This is a genomic window from Corynebacterium tuberculostearicum (assembly GCF_046097255.1).
GTDB classification, from domain to species: Bacteria; Actinomycetota; Actinomycetes; order Mycobacteriales; family Mycobacteriaceae; genus Corynebacterium; species Corynebacterium tuberculostearicum_J.
Map to the genome: position 1 here is coordinate 160021 of NZ_CP175770.1, position 16300 is coordinate 176320.

The 16300-nt window shown below is 59.3% G+C and carries 10 protein-coding genes, 1 pseudogene and 1 riboswitch; all 11 genes and pseudogenes read right to left on the minus strand.

Annotation, left to right across the window (positions count from 1 at the left end; all coding sequences use genetic code 11):
- Positions 1-5 precede the first annotated feature (5 nt).
- Positions 6-776 (minus strand): energy-coupling factor transporter transmembrane component T family protein, encoded by a 771-nt coding sequence (locus ACKFRY_RS00835; RefSeq protein WP_408922989.1) that lies wholly within the window; start codon positions 774-776, stop codon positions 6-8.
- The gene (locus ACKFRY_RS00840) at positions 769-2196 is read right to left on the minus strand and encodes an ABC transporter ATP-binding protein (RefSeq protein ID WP_408922990.1); all 1428 of its coding nucleotides are present in this window, start codon (positions 2194-2196) and stop codon (positions 769-771) included. Before ACKFRY_RS00840 ends, ACKFRY_RS00835 begins: the two co-directional genes overlap by 8 nt.
- A 14-nt stretch (positions 2197-2210) precedes the next feature.
- Entirely contained in the window at positions 2211-2825 is a 615-nt protein-coding gene (locus ACKFRY_RS00845; protein ID WP_005322871.1) for an ECF transporter S component, read from the minus strand.
- Positions 2816-2924, minus strand: a riboswitch (TPP riboswitch). It overlaps the preceding gene by 10 nt.
- A 686-nt stretch (positions 2925-3610) precedes the next feature.
- Complete coding sequence (locus ACKFRY_RS00850; RefSeq protein ID WP_179387368.1) at positions 3611-7606, minus strand: DNA-directed RNA polymerase subunit beta'; 3996 nt, start codon at positions 7604-7606, stop codon at positions 3611-3613.
- Between the two features lie 107 nt (positions 7607-7713).
- Positions 7714-11208 carry a DNA-directed RNA polymerase subunit beta gene (locus ACKFRY_RS00855; protein WP_005322877.1) on the minus strand — a complete coding sequence of 1165 codons (3495 nt, stop codon included), beginning with the start codon at positions 11206-11208 and terminating at the stop codon, positions 7714-7716.
- 384 nt (positions 11209-11592) lie between these two features.
- Positions 11593-12609, minus strand: coding sequence for a DUF3068 domain-containing protein (locus ACKFRY_RS00860; RefSeq protein ID WP_408922991.1), 1017 nt, complete (start codon positions 12607-12609; stop codon positions 11593-11595).
- A 71-nt stretch (positions 12610-12680) separates the two neighbouring features.
- A complete protein-coding gene (locus ACKFRY_RS00865) occupies positions 12681-13013 on the minus strand; it encodes a HigA family addiction module antitoxin (RefSeq protein ID WP_408922992.1) in 333 nt (110 codons plus the stop codon).
- Positions 12988-13268, minus strand: a pseudogene (locus ACKFRY_RS00870) (type II toxin-antitoxin system RelE/ParE family toxin). Before ACKFRY_RS00870 ends, ACKFRY_RS00865 begins: the two are co-directional and overlap by 26 nt.
- A gap of 91 nt (positions 13269-13359) precedes the next feature.
- The gene (locus tag ACKFRY_RS00875; protein WP_408923403.1) at positions 13360-14433 is read right to left on the minus strand and encodes an IS30 family transposase; all 1074 of its coding nucleotides are present in this window, start codon (positions 14431-14433) and stop codon (positions 13360-13362) included.
- 644 nt (positions 14434-15077) lie between these two features.
- Positions 15078-15467 (minus strand): 50S ribosomal protein L7/L12, encoded by a 390-nt coding sequence (gene rplL, locus ACKFRY_RS00880; RefSeq protein ID WP_150851002.1) that lies wholly within the window; start codon positions 15465-15467, stop codon positions 15078-15080.
- Between the two features lie 88 nt (positions 15468-15555).
- Positions 15556-16077, minus strand: a complete 522-nt coding sequence (rplJ, locus tag ACKFRY_RS00885; RefSeq protein ID WP_005322886.1) for a 50S ribosomal protein L10 — start codon at positions 16075-16077, stop codon at positions 15556-15558.
- Positions 16078-16300 lie beyond the last annotated feature (223 nt).

Below are 16300 nucleotides of genomic sequence, written 5' to 3' on the forward strand. Positions count from 1 at the left end.
GCGGTTTATAGGCCGAAGAATCTCCAGGCCCCAGTGAGTACCGAAACTACCACCGGTACGAAAGCAAGGACGGCGCCGCAGGCCATAATCCACCCATCGCGGGCCCGCAGCCGCGACTCACGCGCCCACGAGCGCTTCCCACCGCCAGGCGGGGTACGGCCGAAACCGCGCGCCTCCATGGCCGTTGCCAACTTGCCACCGCGGCGCAGCGCAATTACCAGAAGGCCAAAGGACATGGTCAGCAAATGCTGCAGCTTGCCGACGTCCGTCAGCCCCCTCGCCCTGCGCGCCATACCCAGCGACTGCCAGTCAGATTGAAATAGCGTCATCATACGCACCCCGGCGACCGCACCAATAACAAAGCGCGAGGGCAGCTTGAGGATCTGCGAGAGAGCATCGCCTAATTCGGTCGGATCAATATCACGGGCTAGGACCACCATGGGCAGCGCCACGGCAAAAACGCGCAGCGTAATGGCGATCGCGAGGGTCAGGGAATTTTCGGTGACCTGCACCAGCCACCAACTGAAGTACTCCGTGCCACCAGGCTCGCCATACAACAGCATGGAAATGCCCGAAATCGGCGCAATGAGAAACAGGAACCAACCGGCCTTAAATAGCCGCACCCACGACACTCCGCAGAGCGGGGCGAAGGTCAGCGTCAACGCCAGCGACACCGCAGCCGAGACCCAGTCAATGGAGGCCAATAGTGGGGTAACCCAGATAAACATCAAAAAGATGCGGCTTAGCGGGTTAGCCCCGCGCAAAAGATTAGGCACCGTGAACCTCCACTCGGTGATCCCCCAAGGCCTGGATAAATAGCGGGTCATGGGTAATAGAGGCGATGGTGGTGCCATCATCTGCCAATTGCCGCAGCAAGCGCACCAGCTCCACAAAGGTCTGGGGGTCTTGCCCAAAGGTGGGCTCATCCAAGAGCAGCACCGACGGCGCCGTCACCAAGGCAGTAGCCACCGATAGGCGCCGTTTCTCGCCGCCCGAGAGCGTAAACGGGTTGGCCTCCAAGAGATGCTCCAGCCGCAGTGATTCCACCAGCTGCGCGATCCTTTCCTCCGGCGGGTCCACGCGCATTACCTTGGGCGCAACCCGCAGCTCCTCGGCCACCGTGCGGGCGACGAATTGGTGCTCCGGATTCTGGAAGACAAAACCAATGCGGTCCGCCAACTCGCGCGATTTCCAGCGCAGTGGCGACCCCTTGACCCCGCGACGCACGAAATCAGCCACCCCAATCTCACCGGATTTTGCCGGCAGCAACCCGGCCATGGTCATCAACCAGGTGGACTTACCCGCGCCATTCGGCCCGGTAATGACCGTGGAGGCTCCCGCCGGCAGCGCAATCGTACGCGGCGGGCCATAGCGGGTGACGAGGTCGGTGCTCCATAGCGCGGCGTCGCGCTGCGCAAGCTCGGCCTCGCCAAGGCGGCGCGCCTGCGGCAGGCCGGAGACCTGGCGGCGCTGGGCCACCTCCGCGAAGGAAGTATCGGCCACGATGCGCCCGCGATCCAGCTCCACTGCGCGGTCGAGCACGCCGTCCCACGCCGCGTGCTGATGCTCTACCACCACCAGCGTCGCGCCGGTTTCTTCCACCAGCCTAGCCACGGCGCGCACCACATCGCGCGCGCCGGCGGGGTCAAGGTTGGCCGTGGGTTCATCAAGAAGCACTACGCCCGCACCCATAGCGATGACTCCGGCGAGCGCCAAGCGCTGCTTCTGCCCACCGGAGAGCCGCTCAGTGGGAAAATCCAGATCCACGAAAGGGCCAACCAGTTCCTTAGCGGCGGCCACGCGGCGCCAGATTTCCTCGCGCGGATAGGCCAGGTTTTCGCAGCCGAAGGCAATGTCATCGCCTACGCGCGCGGAGATCACCTGCGAATCCGGGTCCTGGAGCACCAGCCCCACCGGGATGGTGTGCCCCGGCTCCTCCACCAGGCCGCTGGAATCCTCCAAGAGAAGCTCACCCGTGCGGGTTCCTTCCTCATCGGAGCCCAACACCCCGGCCATCGCTGCAAGGAAGGTGGACTTGCCCGATCCGGAGTCACCGCAGAGAAGCACGCGTTCGCCTGGCTCGATAACTACGTCAATATCGGACAGGGCCGGCTCGCTGCGCCCGGCATGGGTCCAGCCGAATCCGCGGGCCGTTATCTTGGTGGCGTTTCCCGCCAATGATGCACAATCAGACACGTACGCAACACGCCCTAAGCGCGCTGTTCACGGCCTGCGGCAAAGCGATCCAAGCCACCGGTCTTGGCCAGGGCCTTCACCAGGAAGAAGCCCAGCGCACCGGCCAAGATAGCGCCGGAGATACTCAAGGTAACCAAGTAGATGAGGTTGAACTCAAATGAGCGAGCCAGGTTGCCGGAGGTAAACAGCTCCAGGATAAAGGCACCCCAGCCCGCTGCCATGCCAGCCAGAATAGATACCCCCAGGCCAAACTTGCGGTATAGGAAGATCGCCAGGATGATTTCCACGCCGATACCCTGCGCCAAGCCCGAGTACAGGGTGCTAATGCCCCACTGGGAGCCCAGCACCGCCGATACGGTGGCGGCCAAAACCTCAACATAGATGGCCGCACCCGGCTTGCGAATAATCAGGCCACCCAGCACACCACCGATAAGCCAAATACCAGTAGCAATGCCTCCCAGGCCCGGGGTCACAGCGTCCATGGCTTCAAACCAGGCATAACCCACTGCATTCCAAACCAGGAATAAAACTCCGCAGGCCACGCCCAAAACGGACGCCACCACAATATCGACCACGCGCCAGTTCAGGCTGCGCTTCGGGGCAGCGGACACACGTGTATTAGTAGTCATAATTTCCTCCCTCTCGCCGGCATTACCCGGATCAGGTTCTACGGTTCACCGCGCTAACCGGCGGCATCTCAGCCTGTCGACGCTCCCCGTCTAAAGAGCGGACAAGCACCCGTGAGTTGTGTAATTTTCCTTCGCTATAACACAAGGAACATAAACCCCTGGCTATAAGCTGCATTCATCCTAGCAAGCTTCGCAGCACACCCCGACATTAGTTTCCACTGCGGCTACCCCAAACTCCCCACAGGCGGGAAATCCTCCCCAGTCACCGCGGCTCTCACACAGCGGGACATAAACGCTGTGCTTGACGACGCCCCCTCTCTACCCCTCCTCTCCCCCATCACTGGCAAAACTGAACCCCGCCGCGGCCTCTTACTTCCGCGACGGGGTTCCCTGGATCCTCACGTCATAGGTTTTAAGGAAAGGAAAATACCTCACAAGAATCCAAGCTCAGTGAAATCGCTAAACCGTAGGGACGGCTTAACACTCTCAGCATAATCTTAACATAGAGGTTTACGCCAGAAACTTTTGAAGGCTTTAGCCAGCTCCAGAACTAAACACAGGGGACAAACCCCGAAGGTAAAAGAAACTGCGGGAATTTAACTTTTTGTAGTTCATGCGCATAACGAGTTCCGGCCCGTATCTTTTCCAGCGACCAACTTGCGCAGCCGTGCGCAACTGCCATGGGGCGATCCGAGGCCTGGGCATAAGACAACACCCCGCCCTCCTGATTAGTTCAGGACAGCGGGGTGTCTGATGCGCTCTATTTAGCGCCTAACCCTCCATGCTTAGAAGGTGAAGTCCTCATCCAGCGGGACAGATGCACCGGTGAATTCACCGAAGCCGTCATCGCCGTAGATGGAATCGCCATAAGTCGGGATCGAGTATGCAGCGTTGCGCGCAGCCTCGGTCGGCTTGACGGAGATATTGCGGTAGCGGGAGATACCGGTACCGGCCGGGATGAGCTTACCGATGATGACGTTCTCCTTGAGACCGATGAGCTTATCGGAGCGCTTGTTAATAGCGGCGTCGGTAAGCACGCGAGTGGTCTCCTGGAACGATGCAGCGGACAACCAGGACTCAGTAGCCAAGGAAGCCTTGGTAATACCCATAATCTCCGAGCGCAGCTGAGCTGGCTCGCCGCCCTCTGCGACCTGGGCAGCGTTGAGCTGCTTGGCCTCAGAGAGGTCAATGAGATTACCCGGCAGCAAGTCCGTGGTACCGGCATCGATGACGGTGCCGCGGCGCAGCATCTGGCGGATGATGATCTCGATGTGCTTATCGTGGATAGCCACACCCTGGGTACGGTACACAGCCTGAACCTCATTGATGAGGTGCTGCTCCACGCCACGGCGGCCGAGAACCTCGAGCACGTCGTGCGGGTCAGCCGCACCACGCATCAGGCGGTCACCCGTCTCAACATGGTCGCCGTCCTTGAGGGAACGCTCAATCATGGCGTCTGGGTTGGACTCCATCGGGCGACGAACCTGAGCCAGGCCCTGACGCTTGGAGAGCTTCTCATAGACCACGTCATCAGAGCCGTCATCCGGGGTGATGGTCAAGGTCCAGAAGTTGCCCTCATCGGACAGGGAAACGGTGCCGTCAACGGAGGCGATAGGAGCGCGGTTCTTCGGGTTACGGGCCTCGAAGAGCTCCTGAACACGCGGCAGACCGCCGGTAATATCGCCACCGACACCACCCTGGTGGAACGTACGCATGGTCAGCTGGGTACCCGGCTCACCAATGGACTGTGCAGCCACGATGCCGACGGCCTCGCCGATATCGACGAGCTGGCCGGAAGCCATGGACTTGCCGTAGCACTTAGCACAAACGCCGGCCGGGGTCTGGCAGGTCAGCACGGAGCGAACCTTGACCTCGGTGACCTTAGCGTCAAGCAGCTTCTGGGTGAGCTCCTCGGTGAGGTCGGAGCCGGCCTCGGCCACAACCTCGCCGTTGGCGTCTTTGACGTCGGTCGCGATAACGCGGCCGGATGCGGAGGTCTCCCACAGCTCGGAGAGAACAACCTTGTCGCCGGACTCCTCGCCGATTGGGACGCGGACGCCCTGGCGGGTGCCACAGTCCTCTTCGCGGACGATGACGTCCTGGGCCACGTCCACCAGACGACGGGTGAGGTAGCCGGAGTCAGCGGTACGCAGTGCGGTATCGGCCAGGCCCTTACGGGAACCGTGGGAGTTGTTGAAGTACTCCAGCACGGACAGGCCTTCGCGGAAGGAGGTCTTAATCGGACGGGTGATGTAATCACCGTGCGAGTTCACAACCATGCCCTTCATACCGGCCAGCGTCCAGATCTGACGCATGTTACCGGCAGCACCAGACTTCACAATCATCGGAATCGGGTTGTGGTCCGGGTACATGTTCTCGACGGCCTCACCGACGGTATCGGTAGCGTCCTTCCACAGCTCAACCAGGCGGTCGTAGCGCTCGCGCTCGGTCAGGGCGCCCTGCTCCCAGTACTTGCGCTCGATGCGCTCTGCTTCCTTCTCATAAGACTCGAGGATCTCGGTCTTATTCGGCAGAACCAGAACGTCAGACATGGTGATGGTCACGCCGGAACGGGTTGCCCAGTAGAAGCCGGCATCCTTCATGTTGTCCAGCACCTGAGCAACGGTGATCATCGGGTACTTATTGGCCAAGTCATTGACCACGTCACCGATGAGGACCTTGTTGCCGGAGCCGCCGCCCTTACGGACCATGATGCCCTCGAGGTACGGGTAGTTCCATGGCAGCAGCTCGTTGAACATGACGCGGCCGATGGTGGTGTAGCCCATCCATGCCTGGCCCTTGGTCCAGCCATCCGGGAACTGCTCTTCCTCGATCTCCTTCGGCGGGCGAAGGTGATCGATGCGGACCTTGATCGGAGCCTGCAGGCCAACGGTGCCGCGGTCATAGGCCATGAGGGCCTCAGCGTAGGAGGAGAAGACGCCGGTAGCTGGCTTGTCCTCCTCTGCCTCGCGGAAGCGACCATTGCCGCCGATCTCGTCCTCGGACTTGTCCATGGTCAGGTAGTACAGGCCGGTAACCATGTCCAGACGTGGCATGGCCAGCGGCTTACCGGATGCCGGGGACAGAATGTTGTTGGACGCCAGCATCAGGACGCGGGCCTCAGCCTGTGCCTCAGCGGACAGCGGCAGGTGGACTGCCATCTGGTCACCGTCGAAGTCGGCGTTGAACGCCTCACAAGCCAGCGGGTGCAGCTGAATAGCCTTACCCTCAACCAGCTTCGGCTCGAAGGCCTGAATACCCAGGCGGTGCAGCGTAGGTGCACGGTTGAGCATCACTGGGTGCTCAGAAATGGCCTGCTCCAGAACGTCCCACACCTCTGGGCGCTGGCGCTCAACCATGCGCTTGGCGGACTTGATGTTCTGAGCGTAGTCGTTTTCTACCAGGCGCTTCATGACGAACGGCTTGAACAGCTCGAGCGCCATGAGCTTCGGCAGACCACACTCGTGCAGCTTCAGCTGCGGACCAACGATAATAACGGAACGACCGGAATAGTCCACACGCTTACCCAGCAGGTTCTGGCGGAAGCGGCCCTGCTTGCCCTTGAGCAAGTCAGACAGGGACTTCAGCGGACGGTTGCCCGGGCCGGTAACCGGACGGCCACGGCGGCCGTTATCGAAGAGCGCGTCTACAGACTCCTGCAGCATGCGCTTCTCGTTGTTCACGATGATCTCTGGAGCGCCCAGGTCGATCATGCGCTTCAAACGGTTATTGCGGTTGATTACGCGGCGGTAGAGGTCGTTCAGGTCGGAGGTAGCGAAGCGGCCACCGTCCAGCTGCACCATCGGGCGCAGCTCTGGCGGGATAACCGGGATGGCGTCCAGCACCATGCCTGCCGGATCGTTGCCGGAGCGCAGGAAGGCAGCAACGACCTTCAGGCGCTTCAGGGCACGCATCTTCTTCTGGCCCTTGCCGTTGTTGATGATCTCGCGCAGTTCCTCGGCCTCAGCCTCGAGGTCGAAGTTGCGGACCAGGGTCTGGATGGCTTCTGCACCCATGCCGCCGGTGAAGTAATCCTCGTAGCGGTCAACCAGCTCTTCGTAGATGGTCTCATCAATGATCATCTGCTTCGGAGCCAGCTTGATGAAGGTGTTCCAGATTTCATCCAGGCGGGCGATTTCGCGCTCGCCGCGCTCACGGATGTGCTGCATCTCCTTATCGGCAGCGTTTTGTACCTTCTTGCGGGCATCTGCCTTGGCGCCGGCTGCTTCCAACTCAGCCAAGTCAGACTCCAGCTTGGAGGCGCGCTCTGCGATCTCGGACTCGGTATCGTCCTCAACGTCCTTCTTCTCCAGAAGCATCTCTGCTTCCAGAGTGGACTGGTCGTTGTGGCGGGCCTCTTCATCCACGGAGGTGATGATGTTGGCCGCGAAGTAGATGATGCGCTCGAGATCCTTCGGAGCCAGGTCCAGCAGGTAGCCCAAGCGGGAAGGAACGCCCTTGAAGTACCAGATGTGGGTTACCGGAGCAGCCAGCTCGATGTGGCCCATGCGCTCGCGGCGAACCTTGGACTTGGTCACCTCAACGCCACAGCGCTCACAGATGATGCCCTTGTAGCGGACGCGCTTGTACTTGCCACAAGCGCACTCCCAGTCACGGGTGGGGCCGAAGATGCGCTCGCAGAAGAGGCCGTCCTTCTCCGGCTTCAGGGTGCGGTAGTTAATGGTCTCGGGCTTTTTGACCTCGCCCTTGGACCAGCGACGAATATCGTCTGCGGTGGCCAGACCGATGCGGAGCTCGTCGAAGAGATTTACGTCAAACACGTAATGTCTCCCTTTCATCCTCGTTGTCGAGGAATTGATGGCTTTTTATGAATGAAACGTTTATGCCCTGCCGCGGGGATTTTCCCCGCGGTGGACCAAGAAACTAACTAGGCGATGTCAGCGGAAGAACCCTCATCGCGGGACAGGTTAATGCCAAGCGATGGGCTATCCATGTCATCGTCATCAGAGCCAGACAGCTCCATCGGCGTGCCGTCGGTGGAGAGAACCTCCACGTTCAGGCACAGGGACTGCAGCTCCTTGAGCAACACCTTGAAGGACTCAGGGATGCCCGGATCTGGAATATTGTCGCCCTTAACAATGGCTTCGTAGACCTTCACACGGCCGACGACGTCATCGGACTTGATGGTCAGCAGCTCCTGCAGGGTGTAGGCAGCGCCGTATGCCTGCATTGCCCACACCTCCATCTCGCCGAAGCGCTGGCCACCGAACTGGGCCTTACCACCCAGCGGCTGCTGGGTAATCATGGAGTAAGGACCGGTGGAACGGGCGTGAATCTTCTCATCGACCAAGTGGTGCAGCTTGAGCATGTACATGTAGCCGACAGAGATCGGGTACTTGTATGGCTCGCCCGAGCGGCCGTCGAAAAGCGTGGCCTTGCCATGCTCATCCACCAGCACATCGCCGTCGCGGTTAGGACGGGAAGAAGCCAGCAGGCGCTCGATCTCATGGTTGGTAGCACCGTCGAAGACCGGGGTCGCCGTCAAGGAATCCGCAGGAACGTCATAGAGCTCTTCCGGCAGGGTCTTGAGCAGCTCGGCGTTCTTTGGATCCTCGGTATCGACCTTCCAGCCAGCGTGTGCCAGCCAGCCCAAGTGAACCTCAAGGACCTGGCCAATGTTCATACGACGCGGCACACCGTGGGTGTTCAGCAGGATGTCGACCGGGGTGCCGTCTTCCATGAACGGCATATCCTCTGGCGGTAGAATCTTGCCCACAACACCCTTGTTGCCGTGGCGGCCGGCCATCTTATCGCCGTCCTGGATCTTGCGCTTCTGGGCAACGTAGACACGAATCATCTCGTTGACGCCAGGGGCCAGATCGTCATCATCGTCGCGGGAGAAGCGAGCAACGCCAATGACCTTGCCTACCTCACCGTGCGGCACCTTCATGGAGGTATCGCGGACCTCGCGGGCCTTCTCGCCGAAGATGGCGCGCAGCAGGCGCTCCTCCGGGGTCAGCTCGGTCTCGCCCTTCGGGGTGACCTTACCCACCAGGATGTCGCCGGCGCGGACGTCGGCACCGATGCGGATGATGCCGCGCTCGTCCAGGTCGCTCAGGACGTCCTCGGAGACGTTCGGGATCTCGCGGGTAATTTCCTCGGCGCCCAACTTGGTATCGCGAGCATCGATCTCGTGCTCCTCGATGTGGACGGAGGTCAGGATGTCCTCTTCCACGATGCGCTGGTTGAGGATGATGGCGTCCTCGTAGTTGTGGCCTTCCCACGGCATGAAGGCAACCAGCAGGTTGCGGCCGAGGGACATCTCACCGTTGTGGGTACCCGGGCCATCGGCCAGAACCTGGCCGGCCTCTACGCGCTCGCCCATGGAAACCAGCGGGGTCTGGTTGTAGTTGGTGCCCTGGTTGGTGCGCTCGAACTTACGCAGGATGTAGGTATCGCGCTGGCCCTCATCATCCATGATGGTGATGACATCAGCGGTGACGTTTTCGACCACACCGGCCTTCGGGGTGATGACAACGTCGCCAGCGTCGTACGCAGCGCGCTGCTCCATGCCGGTACCAACCAGCGGGGCCTCGGAGCGCACCAGCGGCACTGCCTGCTTCTGCATGTTCGCACCCATCAGGGCACGGTTAGCATCGTCGTGCTCCAAGAACGGAATCATGGCGGTACCCACGGAAACCATCTGGCGCGGGGAGACGTCAACGTAGTCCACACCGGCGGCGTCGGTAAGCCCGATGTCGCCGTCCTTCAGGCGGACCTCAATACGCTCGCCGGTGAGGTTGCCCTCTGCGTCCTGCTCGACCTCGGCCTGAGCAATAGCGAAGCGGTCCTCTTCATCGGCGGTGAGGTACTCCACCTGGTCGGTGATCTTGCCGTCCACAACCTTGCGGTACGGAGTCTCAATGAAGCCGAAAGCATTCACGCGGGCGTAGGACGCCAGCGCACCAATCAGGCCAATGTTCGGGCCCTCAGGGGTCTCGATCGGGCACATACGGCCGTAGTGAGAAGCGTGAACGTCTCGCACCTCAATGCCGGCGCGCTCACGAGACAGACCGCCCGGGCCCAGCGCGGACAGGCGGCGCTTGTGGGTCAGGCCGGACAACGAGTTGTTGTGGTCCATGAACTGGGACAGCTGCGAGGTACCGAAGAACTCGCGGATAGCAGCAGAGACCGGGCGCACGTTAATCAGGGAGGTCGGAGTGATGGACTCCGCGTCCTGGGTGGTCATGCGCTCGCGCACAACGCGCTCCATACGGGACAGGCCGACGCGGACCTGGTTCTGGATGAGCTCACCCACGGTACGCAGGCGACGGTTACCAAAGTGGTCGATGTCGTCTGTGTGCAGGGCGATCATCTCACCGTTCGGTGCCTTCATCTCGCGCTCGCCTACGTGCAGGCGGACCAGGTACTCGAGGGTGACGGCAATGTCTTCCTCGGTCAGGGTCATCAGACCATCGTGGTCGCCGCCGAGCCCCAGCTTGCGGTTGACCTTGTAGCGGCCGACCTTAGCCAGGTCGTAACGCTTTGCACGGAAGAAGGAGTTATCCAGCAGGGACTGAGCCAGCTCACGGGTGGGCTGCTCACCTGGGCGCTGCTTGCGGTAAATCTCCAGCAGTGCCTCGTCGGTGTTTGCTACACCGTCGGACTCCAGGGTGGACATCATGAGCTCGGAGAAGCCGAAGCGATCCTTGATCTGCTCCTCGCTCCAGCCCAGTGCCTTAAGCAGCACGGTTACCGGCTGGCGGCGCTTGCGGTCAATGCGTACGCCGACGGTGTCGCGCTTGTCGACGTCGAACTCCAACCATGCACCGCGGGAAGGAATAACCTTCACGGAGTGCAGCGGGCGCTCGGTCGACTTATCGATCGAGCGATCGAAGTACACGCCCGGGGAGCGCACCAGCTGAGAGACGACGACGCGCTCGGTACCGTTCACGATGAACGTGCCCATATCCGTCATGATCGGGAAATCGCCGATGAAGACGGTCTGCGACTTAATCTCTTGGGTGTCGTTATTAATAAACTCTGCGGTCACGTACAGCGGCGCGGAGTAGTTGATGTCCTTTTCCTTGCACTCATCCACGGTGTTCTTCACCGGTTCAAAGCGCGGCTCCGACAAGGACAGGGACATATTGCCCGAGTAGTCCTCAATCGGCGAGAGCTCTTCGAGGATGTCCTCGAGGCCGCTCGTCACGCGGGCGTCATCGCCGCGCTCAGCCTGCTCGCGCTCGCGCCACTCCGGCGCGCCAACGAGCCAATCAAAGGAATCAAGTTGTACGTCAAGGAGACCCGGCAGGGCGATAGGCTCGCTGATTTTTGCAAACGAGTATCGCTTCGGGGCTCCGGGGATATTGGCCACTGACTTGGTCTGGCGGGAGACTGCCAAGATGGGTCCTTCCAGCACCTCACGCGGATTGCCTGCTCGCCCTGGCCGACGAGCCGCAAAACCGCTGGTAATTCTAGCATTCGGTCTGCTGTGGAGTGTCTGGGTTCAGAATGCACAAAATCACCTTGTCAAGTCGGTTTTGCCATCACCGGCCTGAAAGGCTAAATGTGCACCGAAGATCCAGATTCCAGCGCAACGAAACAGCTTATAGGAAAAGACCTGCCATGTAAAGACACACCACTCTTGGGGCGTGTCGCTACCGCGCTAGGGGGCAAGCTCGTGCTCGCCGCGGCGCTAACGCGTCCATGCCGCGCGACTGTGCGCGACAACCACCGAGCACCCTACCACTAAATTCTCGCCACACCGCAAACCTGGTGGCGAATTAGTTTCTTAACTGCGCTTTTAGCGGCTGGCCGGAACCGCGTTGCCGCCGATGCGTCCGCGGTTATGGCGCGAGCGGGCATGCTTGTTCTTGCCGCCAAATAGGCCGAGTGCGCCAATGATTCCGAGCAGGGCTAAAAGTGCGCCGAGGCCGATGGCAACCCACCGCACGATCTCCGCCACGCGGTCGCGCGGGAAATCTGCCGCCTCTTTGAGCAGCGCCTGCTGGTCCTCTTCAGAGGTAGAGCCATTAAAGACGAAGGCGCGCTCGCGGCCCACGCCCTCGCGGTCCGCGTAATAATCATCGATATCCATCTCCATGCCCACCACGAGGCCGGTTTGTTGGTCCACATAGAAGTCTCGGCTGCCGGAGTGGGTTAGGTAGCCCTGCTCCTCGCCGCCGTCTTTCTTGGGCAGGCTGGTGGTATTGCCATCGGCCGCAAAAAGCTGCGCGACGTTCGTCGGCTCAATTTCTTGGTGGTAGCGGTAGACCGTGCGGCCGTCCATCGTGGTTTCTTCTTCAAAGACTGCATCGACGGCCTTGCGCAGGGTCGGGTCAAAGACCGGATAGTTAGTCTTCTCTGCGTCTGCTGGGAACTTAAGCCAGTAGCCATCCACCGTGACTTTATCCGAAGGCGTCGCAAGCGTATGGCTAAGCGACGCCTCCCCCGCGGCCTCGCCGCTCAGGCGGTCCACGGGATAGGTCCACACTTGGGCCTGGCTTAGGTCATTGAGGCCCTCCCCTTCGCCACGCATGCGGGTCTCACCGATGCGCACGGTGGCCTTCTCCTCGTCCGAGGGCTCCTGGATATCCATGTTGATTTGGTACGTCATAGGGCCCGAATACGGCGTGGTGCCGTCCTTGGACAGCTGCTGCGAATCCGCAGAATCATCGTGCAGTGTCCACGTACTGTTTTTCAGGTTCAGCGGCAGCCGCGGGGAGAAATCCAAAAACGCCGGCGCCACAATACCGGCGGCGATGAGCGCGACGCCGAGGCCTAGGAGCAGGACGGAAAAAATGCGGGACTTGGGCAGCATGGGGGCTAATTCTACAGCCCGTGGCGGCGATTCCTTGTTTCTACAGGCCACCCCGCCACACCGGATTGGCTTTAAGCCGTCTGCGCATTCCAAGCGATGATGCTGCTGGTATCCGTGGTCTGCCGCGCGCACCAGAGATCAAACTCTTCTTGCAGCCCCAGCCAAAACTTTGCCGAATTGCCAAAATAGGCGGAAAGACGGAGCGCCATTTCCGCACTAATCCCAATGCGCCCACGCACCAGCTTGGAAATTTGAGACTTGGAGCTAAAAATATCCTTGGCTAAGCGGTATTGAGTCAGTCCGAGCGGCTCCAGAAATTCCTCGCGCAGAACCTCTCCAGGGTGTGGAACGGGGACGATATCCGAGGATTCTTCCCCCTTATTTGTGATAATCGATGAAGTCAACGTCCACAGCTCCTTTCCCTGTCCACCGGAAGGCTACTCTCCACTGCGCATTAACACGGATGGAATAAAATCCGTCCCACTGCCCTTCAGCCTTTCTAAGTGATTCGCTGGTGGAATCCTCAAATCGGCAAGAGAGGCCGCTCGGTCAATCATGATGAGTTTGCGGCGCAGTATTCTTCGCAGTTCAGGGGGCACGTACTTTGGCGCCTTACCATCTGTGTGAAAGCGCTCTAAGCTACCCCTCCTGAACTCCACAATGCCATAGTGTCACACTTTGACACTACTGGCCATTGCTGTACTACCCGCATAGCGCCCGGGCGGATTCTAGTGGTCGTGGAAACACGTCTTATGTTTCGGTTGAGTTTATCAGTGCGGCCATTTTCTCGGCTGGTGTTTGAAAGCCCAGGGTTTTGCGGGGGCGGCGGTTGAGTTGCATGGCGACGAATTCTAGGTCCGCTGCACTGTGGAGGCTTAGGTCTGTTCCTTTGGGGAAGTACTGCCTAAGTAGTCCGTTGGTGTTTTCATTGGTGCCCCGCTGCCACGGCGAGCCAGGATCGCAAAAGAACACGGGACAGTTTGTCGCTACAGAAAAGGCCTTATGGCAGGCCATTTCACTTCCCTGGTCCCAGGTAAGTGAGCCTTTGAGATGATCTGGCAAGCCAGCGATCGCTTTAGTAAGTGCTGCATTTACTTCGGTAGCATTATGCCCATGAGGTAGATGCAGCAAGATGACATAGCGCGTGGTTCGTTCTACGAGAGTTCCAATTGCAGACTTATTGCCCGCGCCTAAAATGAGGTCGCCTTCCCAATGACCTGGTACGGCTCGGTCATCTACTTCTGCTGGCCGGTCGGAAATCATCACTATAGGGTCAACAAACCGCTTACGGGCGCTGCGCGTGCCACGAGGTCGACGTTGGGCGTGACCGCGACGCAGTGCAGCAGCGATTTCTTTTTTCAACTCGCCTTTAGCCTGGAAATACAGAGATTGATAAATCGTTTCAGGACACACGTACATAGTCTCATCACCGGGGTAGCAACTGCGCAACCGCCCAGAAATCTGCTCTGGCGAGTACCTGTCTTTCACCATTTCCCAAACCACCTCACGCAAGCGTGGATTGGTATCAATCTTGCGCTTTTTCGGTCTAAACCTACGCAACACCGATTTACGGTGCGCATACGTGGGAAGATATACCCCAAACTCATCCCGGTTGCGTTTAAGTTCCTTGCTGATAGTTCCAGCAGAGCGCTGAAGACGCCGAGCTATCTCACGTACACCTTTGCCTTGCCGGTCAAGATCAAAGATGAGCTCGCGCTCTTCTATCGATAGATAGCGCGAAGAAATACGCCTATCGATACGCTGTTGGGAAATAACCTGGACTGGAACTGCTTGGCGACCATCAACGTACTCGAGTACCTGCATAAGCCTGTTATACAGCGCCACATCCGGGCCATCCGGGACAAAAGGCACACGCCCGGTGGAAAGCTTAATGACGCCTTTGTCTATATCAGCAGCATTACGCGGATGAATGCCACAGGCTAAAGCGGCATCTTTGCGTCCTAAAGCATTTACACGCAGTTGCAGATAACTACACCGGCGAATTGTTGCCGCAGCTTTGCGGCCGTACGGATTGCGTTTCCACAAACCAAGCTCAATACCGATTCGATATACCGGAGTAGAGCCTATAGAAAGCTGGCGCGCAATATCCATTGGTGCCACACCTTCAAGCCACAGGCGAGCTATTTTCTGACTGTCAGCCGAGCTAATACGCCTGCGGCGCTTGTGCGGCAAGTCCAACTCACCAGCAAGCCGATAAGCCACCGACCGCGGTAAACCAACCACACCAGCAGCCGCCCGTATTGAACTACCAGCCCGAACCAACGACGCAAACCGCGCCACGACAACAGAATCCGGAACCCATTTCGACTCCACACAATCACCTAACCCATGTCAGGTGTTTCCACGACCGCTAGAAATCAAGCCGCGAGCATAAAACGAGGAAACCCCCAGCTCCCACCGCGCGCGGCGGTAAGAGTGGGGGTTTGAAAGCGTAAAGCTCAGTGAAATTACTTGAGCTCGACGGAAGCGCCAGCCTCTTCCAGCTTAGCCTTAGCAGCCTCAGCGTCGTCCTTGGAAGCGCCCTCGAGGATAGCCTTAGGAGCACCCTCGACCATTTCCTTAGCTTCCTTCAGGCCCAGGCCGGAGACGATCTCGCGGACAGCCTTAATAACGCCAATCTTCTTAGCGCCAGCGTCGGTCAGAACGACGTCGAACTCGGTCTTCTCCTCAGCGGCACCAGCGCCGCCCTCAGCCGGAGCGCCAGCTGCAACAGCAGCAACCGGAGCAGCAGCCTCAACGTCGAATACCTCTTCAAATTCCTTAACGAACTCGGACAGTTCGATGAGGGTCATTTCCTTGAAAGCTTCAATGAGCTCGTCCTTGGTGAGCTTAGCCATGATGGCAAGTCCTTTCTGTGTTGTGTGTGCGCTGCGCGTATTTTATGCCGCGCACACGGTGTTGTAATTGTGCGTCTTTTGTGACGACTTAAGCTTCTGCTTCCTTCTTGTCCTGCAGGGCTGCGACGGTGCGTACAGCCTTGGTTGCAGGAGCGTTGAAGAGAGCGGCTGCCTTCGCCATAGAACCCTTCATAGCGCCAGCCAGCTTTGCGAGGGTGGTCTCGCGGTTATCCAGCTTGGCGATGGCCTCAACCTGGTCGGCAGACAGTGCGTTGCCGTCCATGTAGCCACCCTTGATGATGAGTGCCTTGTTGTCATCAGCGAACTTGGTGATGACCTTCGCAGCATCCACTGCCTCGCCCTTGATGAACGCAATTGCGGTCGGGCCAGTCAGCAAATCATCAAGACCTTCGATGCCAGCTTCCTTGGCAGCGATCTTGAAAAGGGTGTTCTTGGCGACGGAGTATTCAACGTCAAAGCCCAGATCATTACGCAGCTCCTGCAACTGGGATACGGTCAGGCCGCGGTACTCGGTCAATACAACAGAGTTAGCGCCAGCCAGCTTCTCCTTCAGCTCTGCCAGGTCTGCAGTGTTCTTTGGGTTTGCCATTGTCTCTCGCCTCCTTCCAAAACATCTCTTTTATTATTCCGCCGGGACCTTCCTCGCTTCGGTTGCCCGAAACAACAAAAGCCCCGTGCAAGAGCACAGGGCGCGCGACATAAGAGAATGCCGCGAATAATCGCAAAGTGTCTCCTGCGTGGGCCGCCTCCTAGGATGGAGAACCTTCGATCCAAATGGATGACCAACGGTCTTCGGTGAACTTTGACTCGGC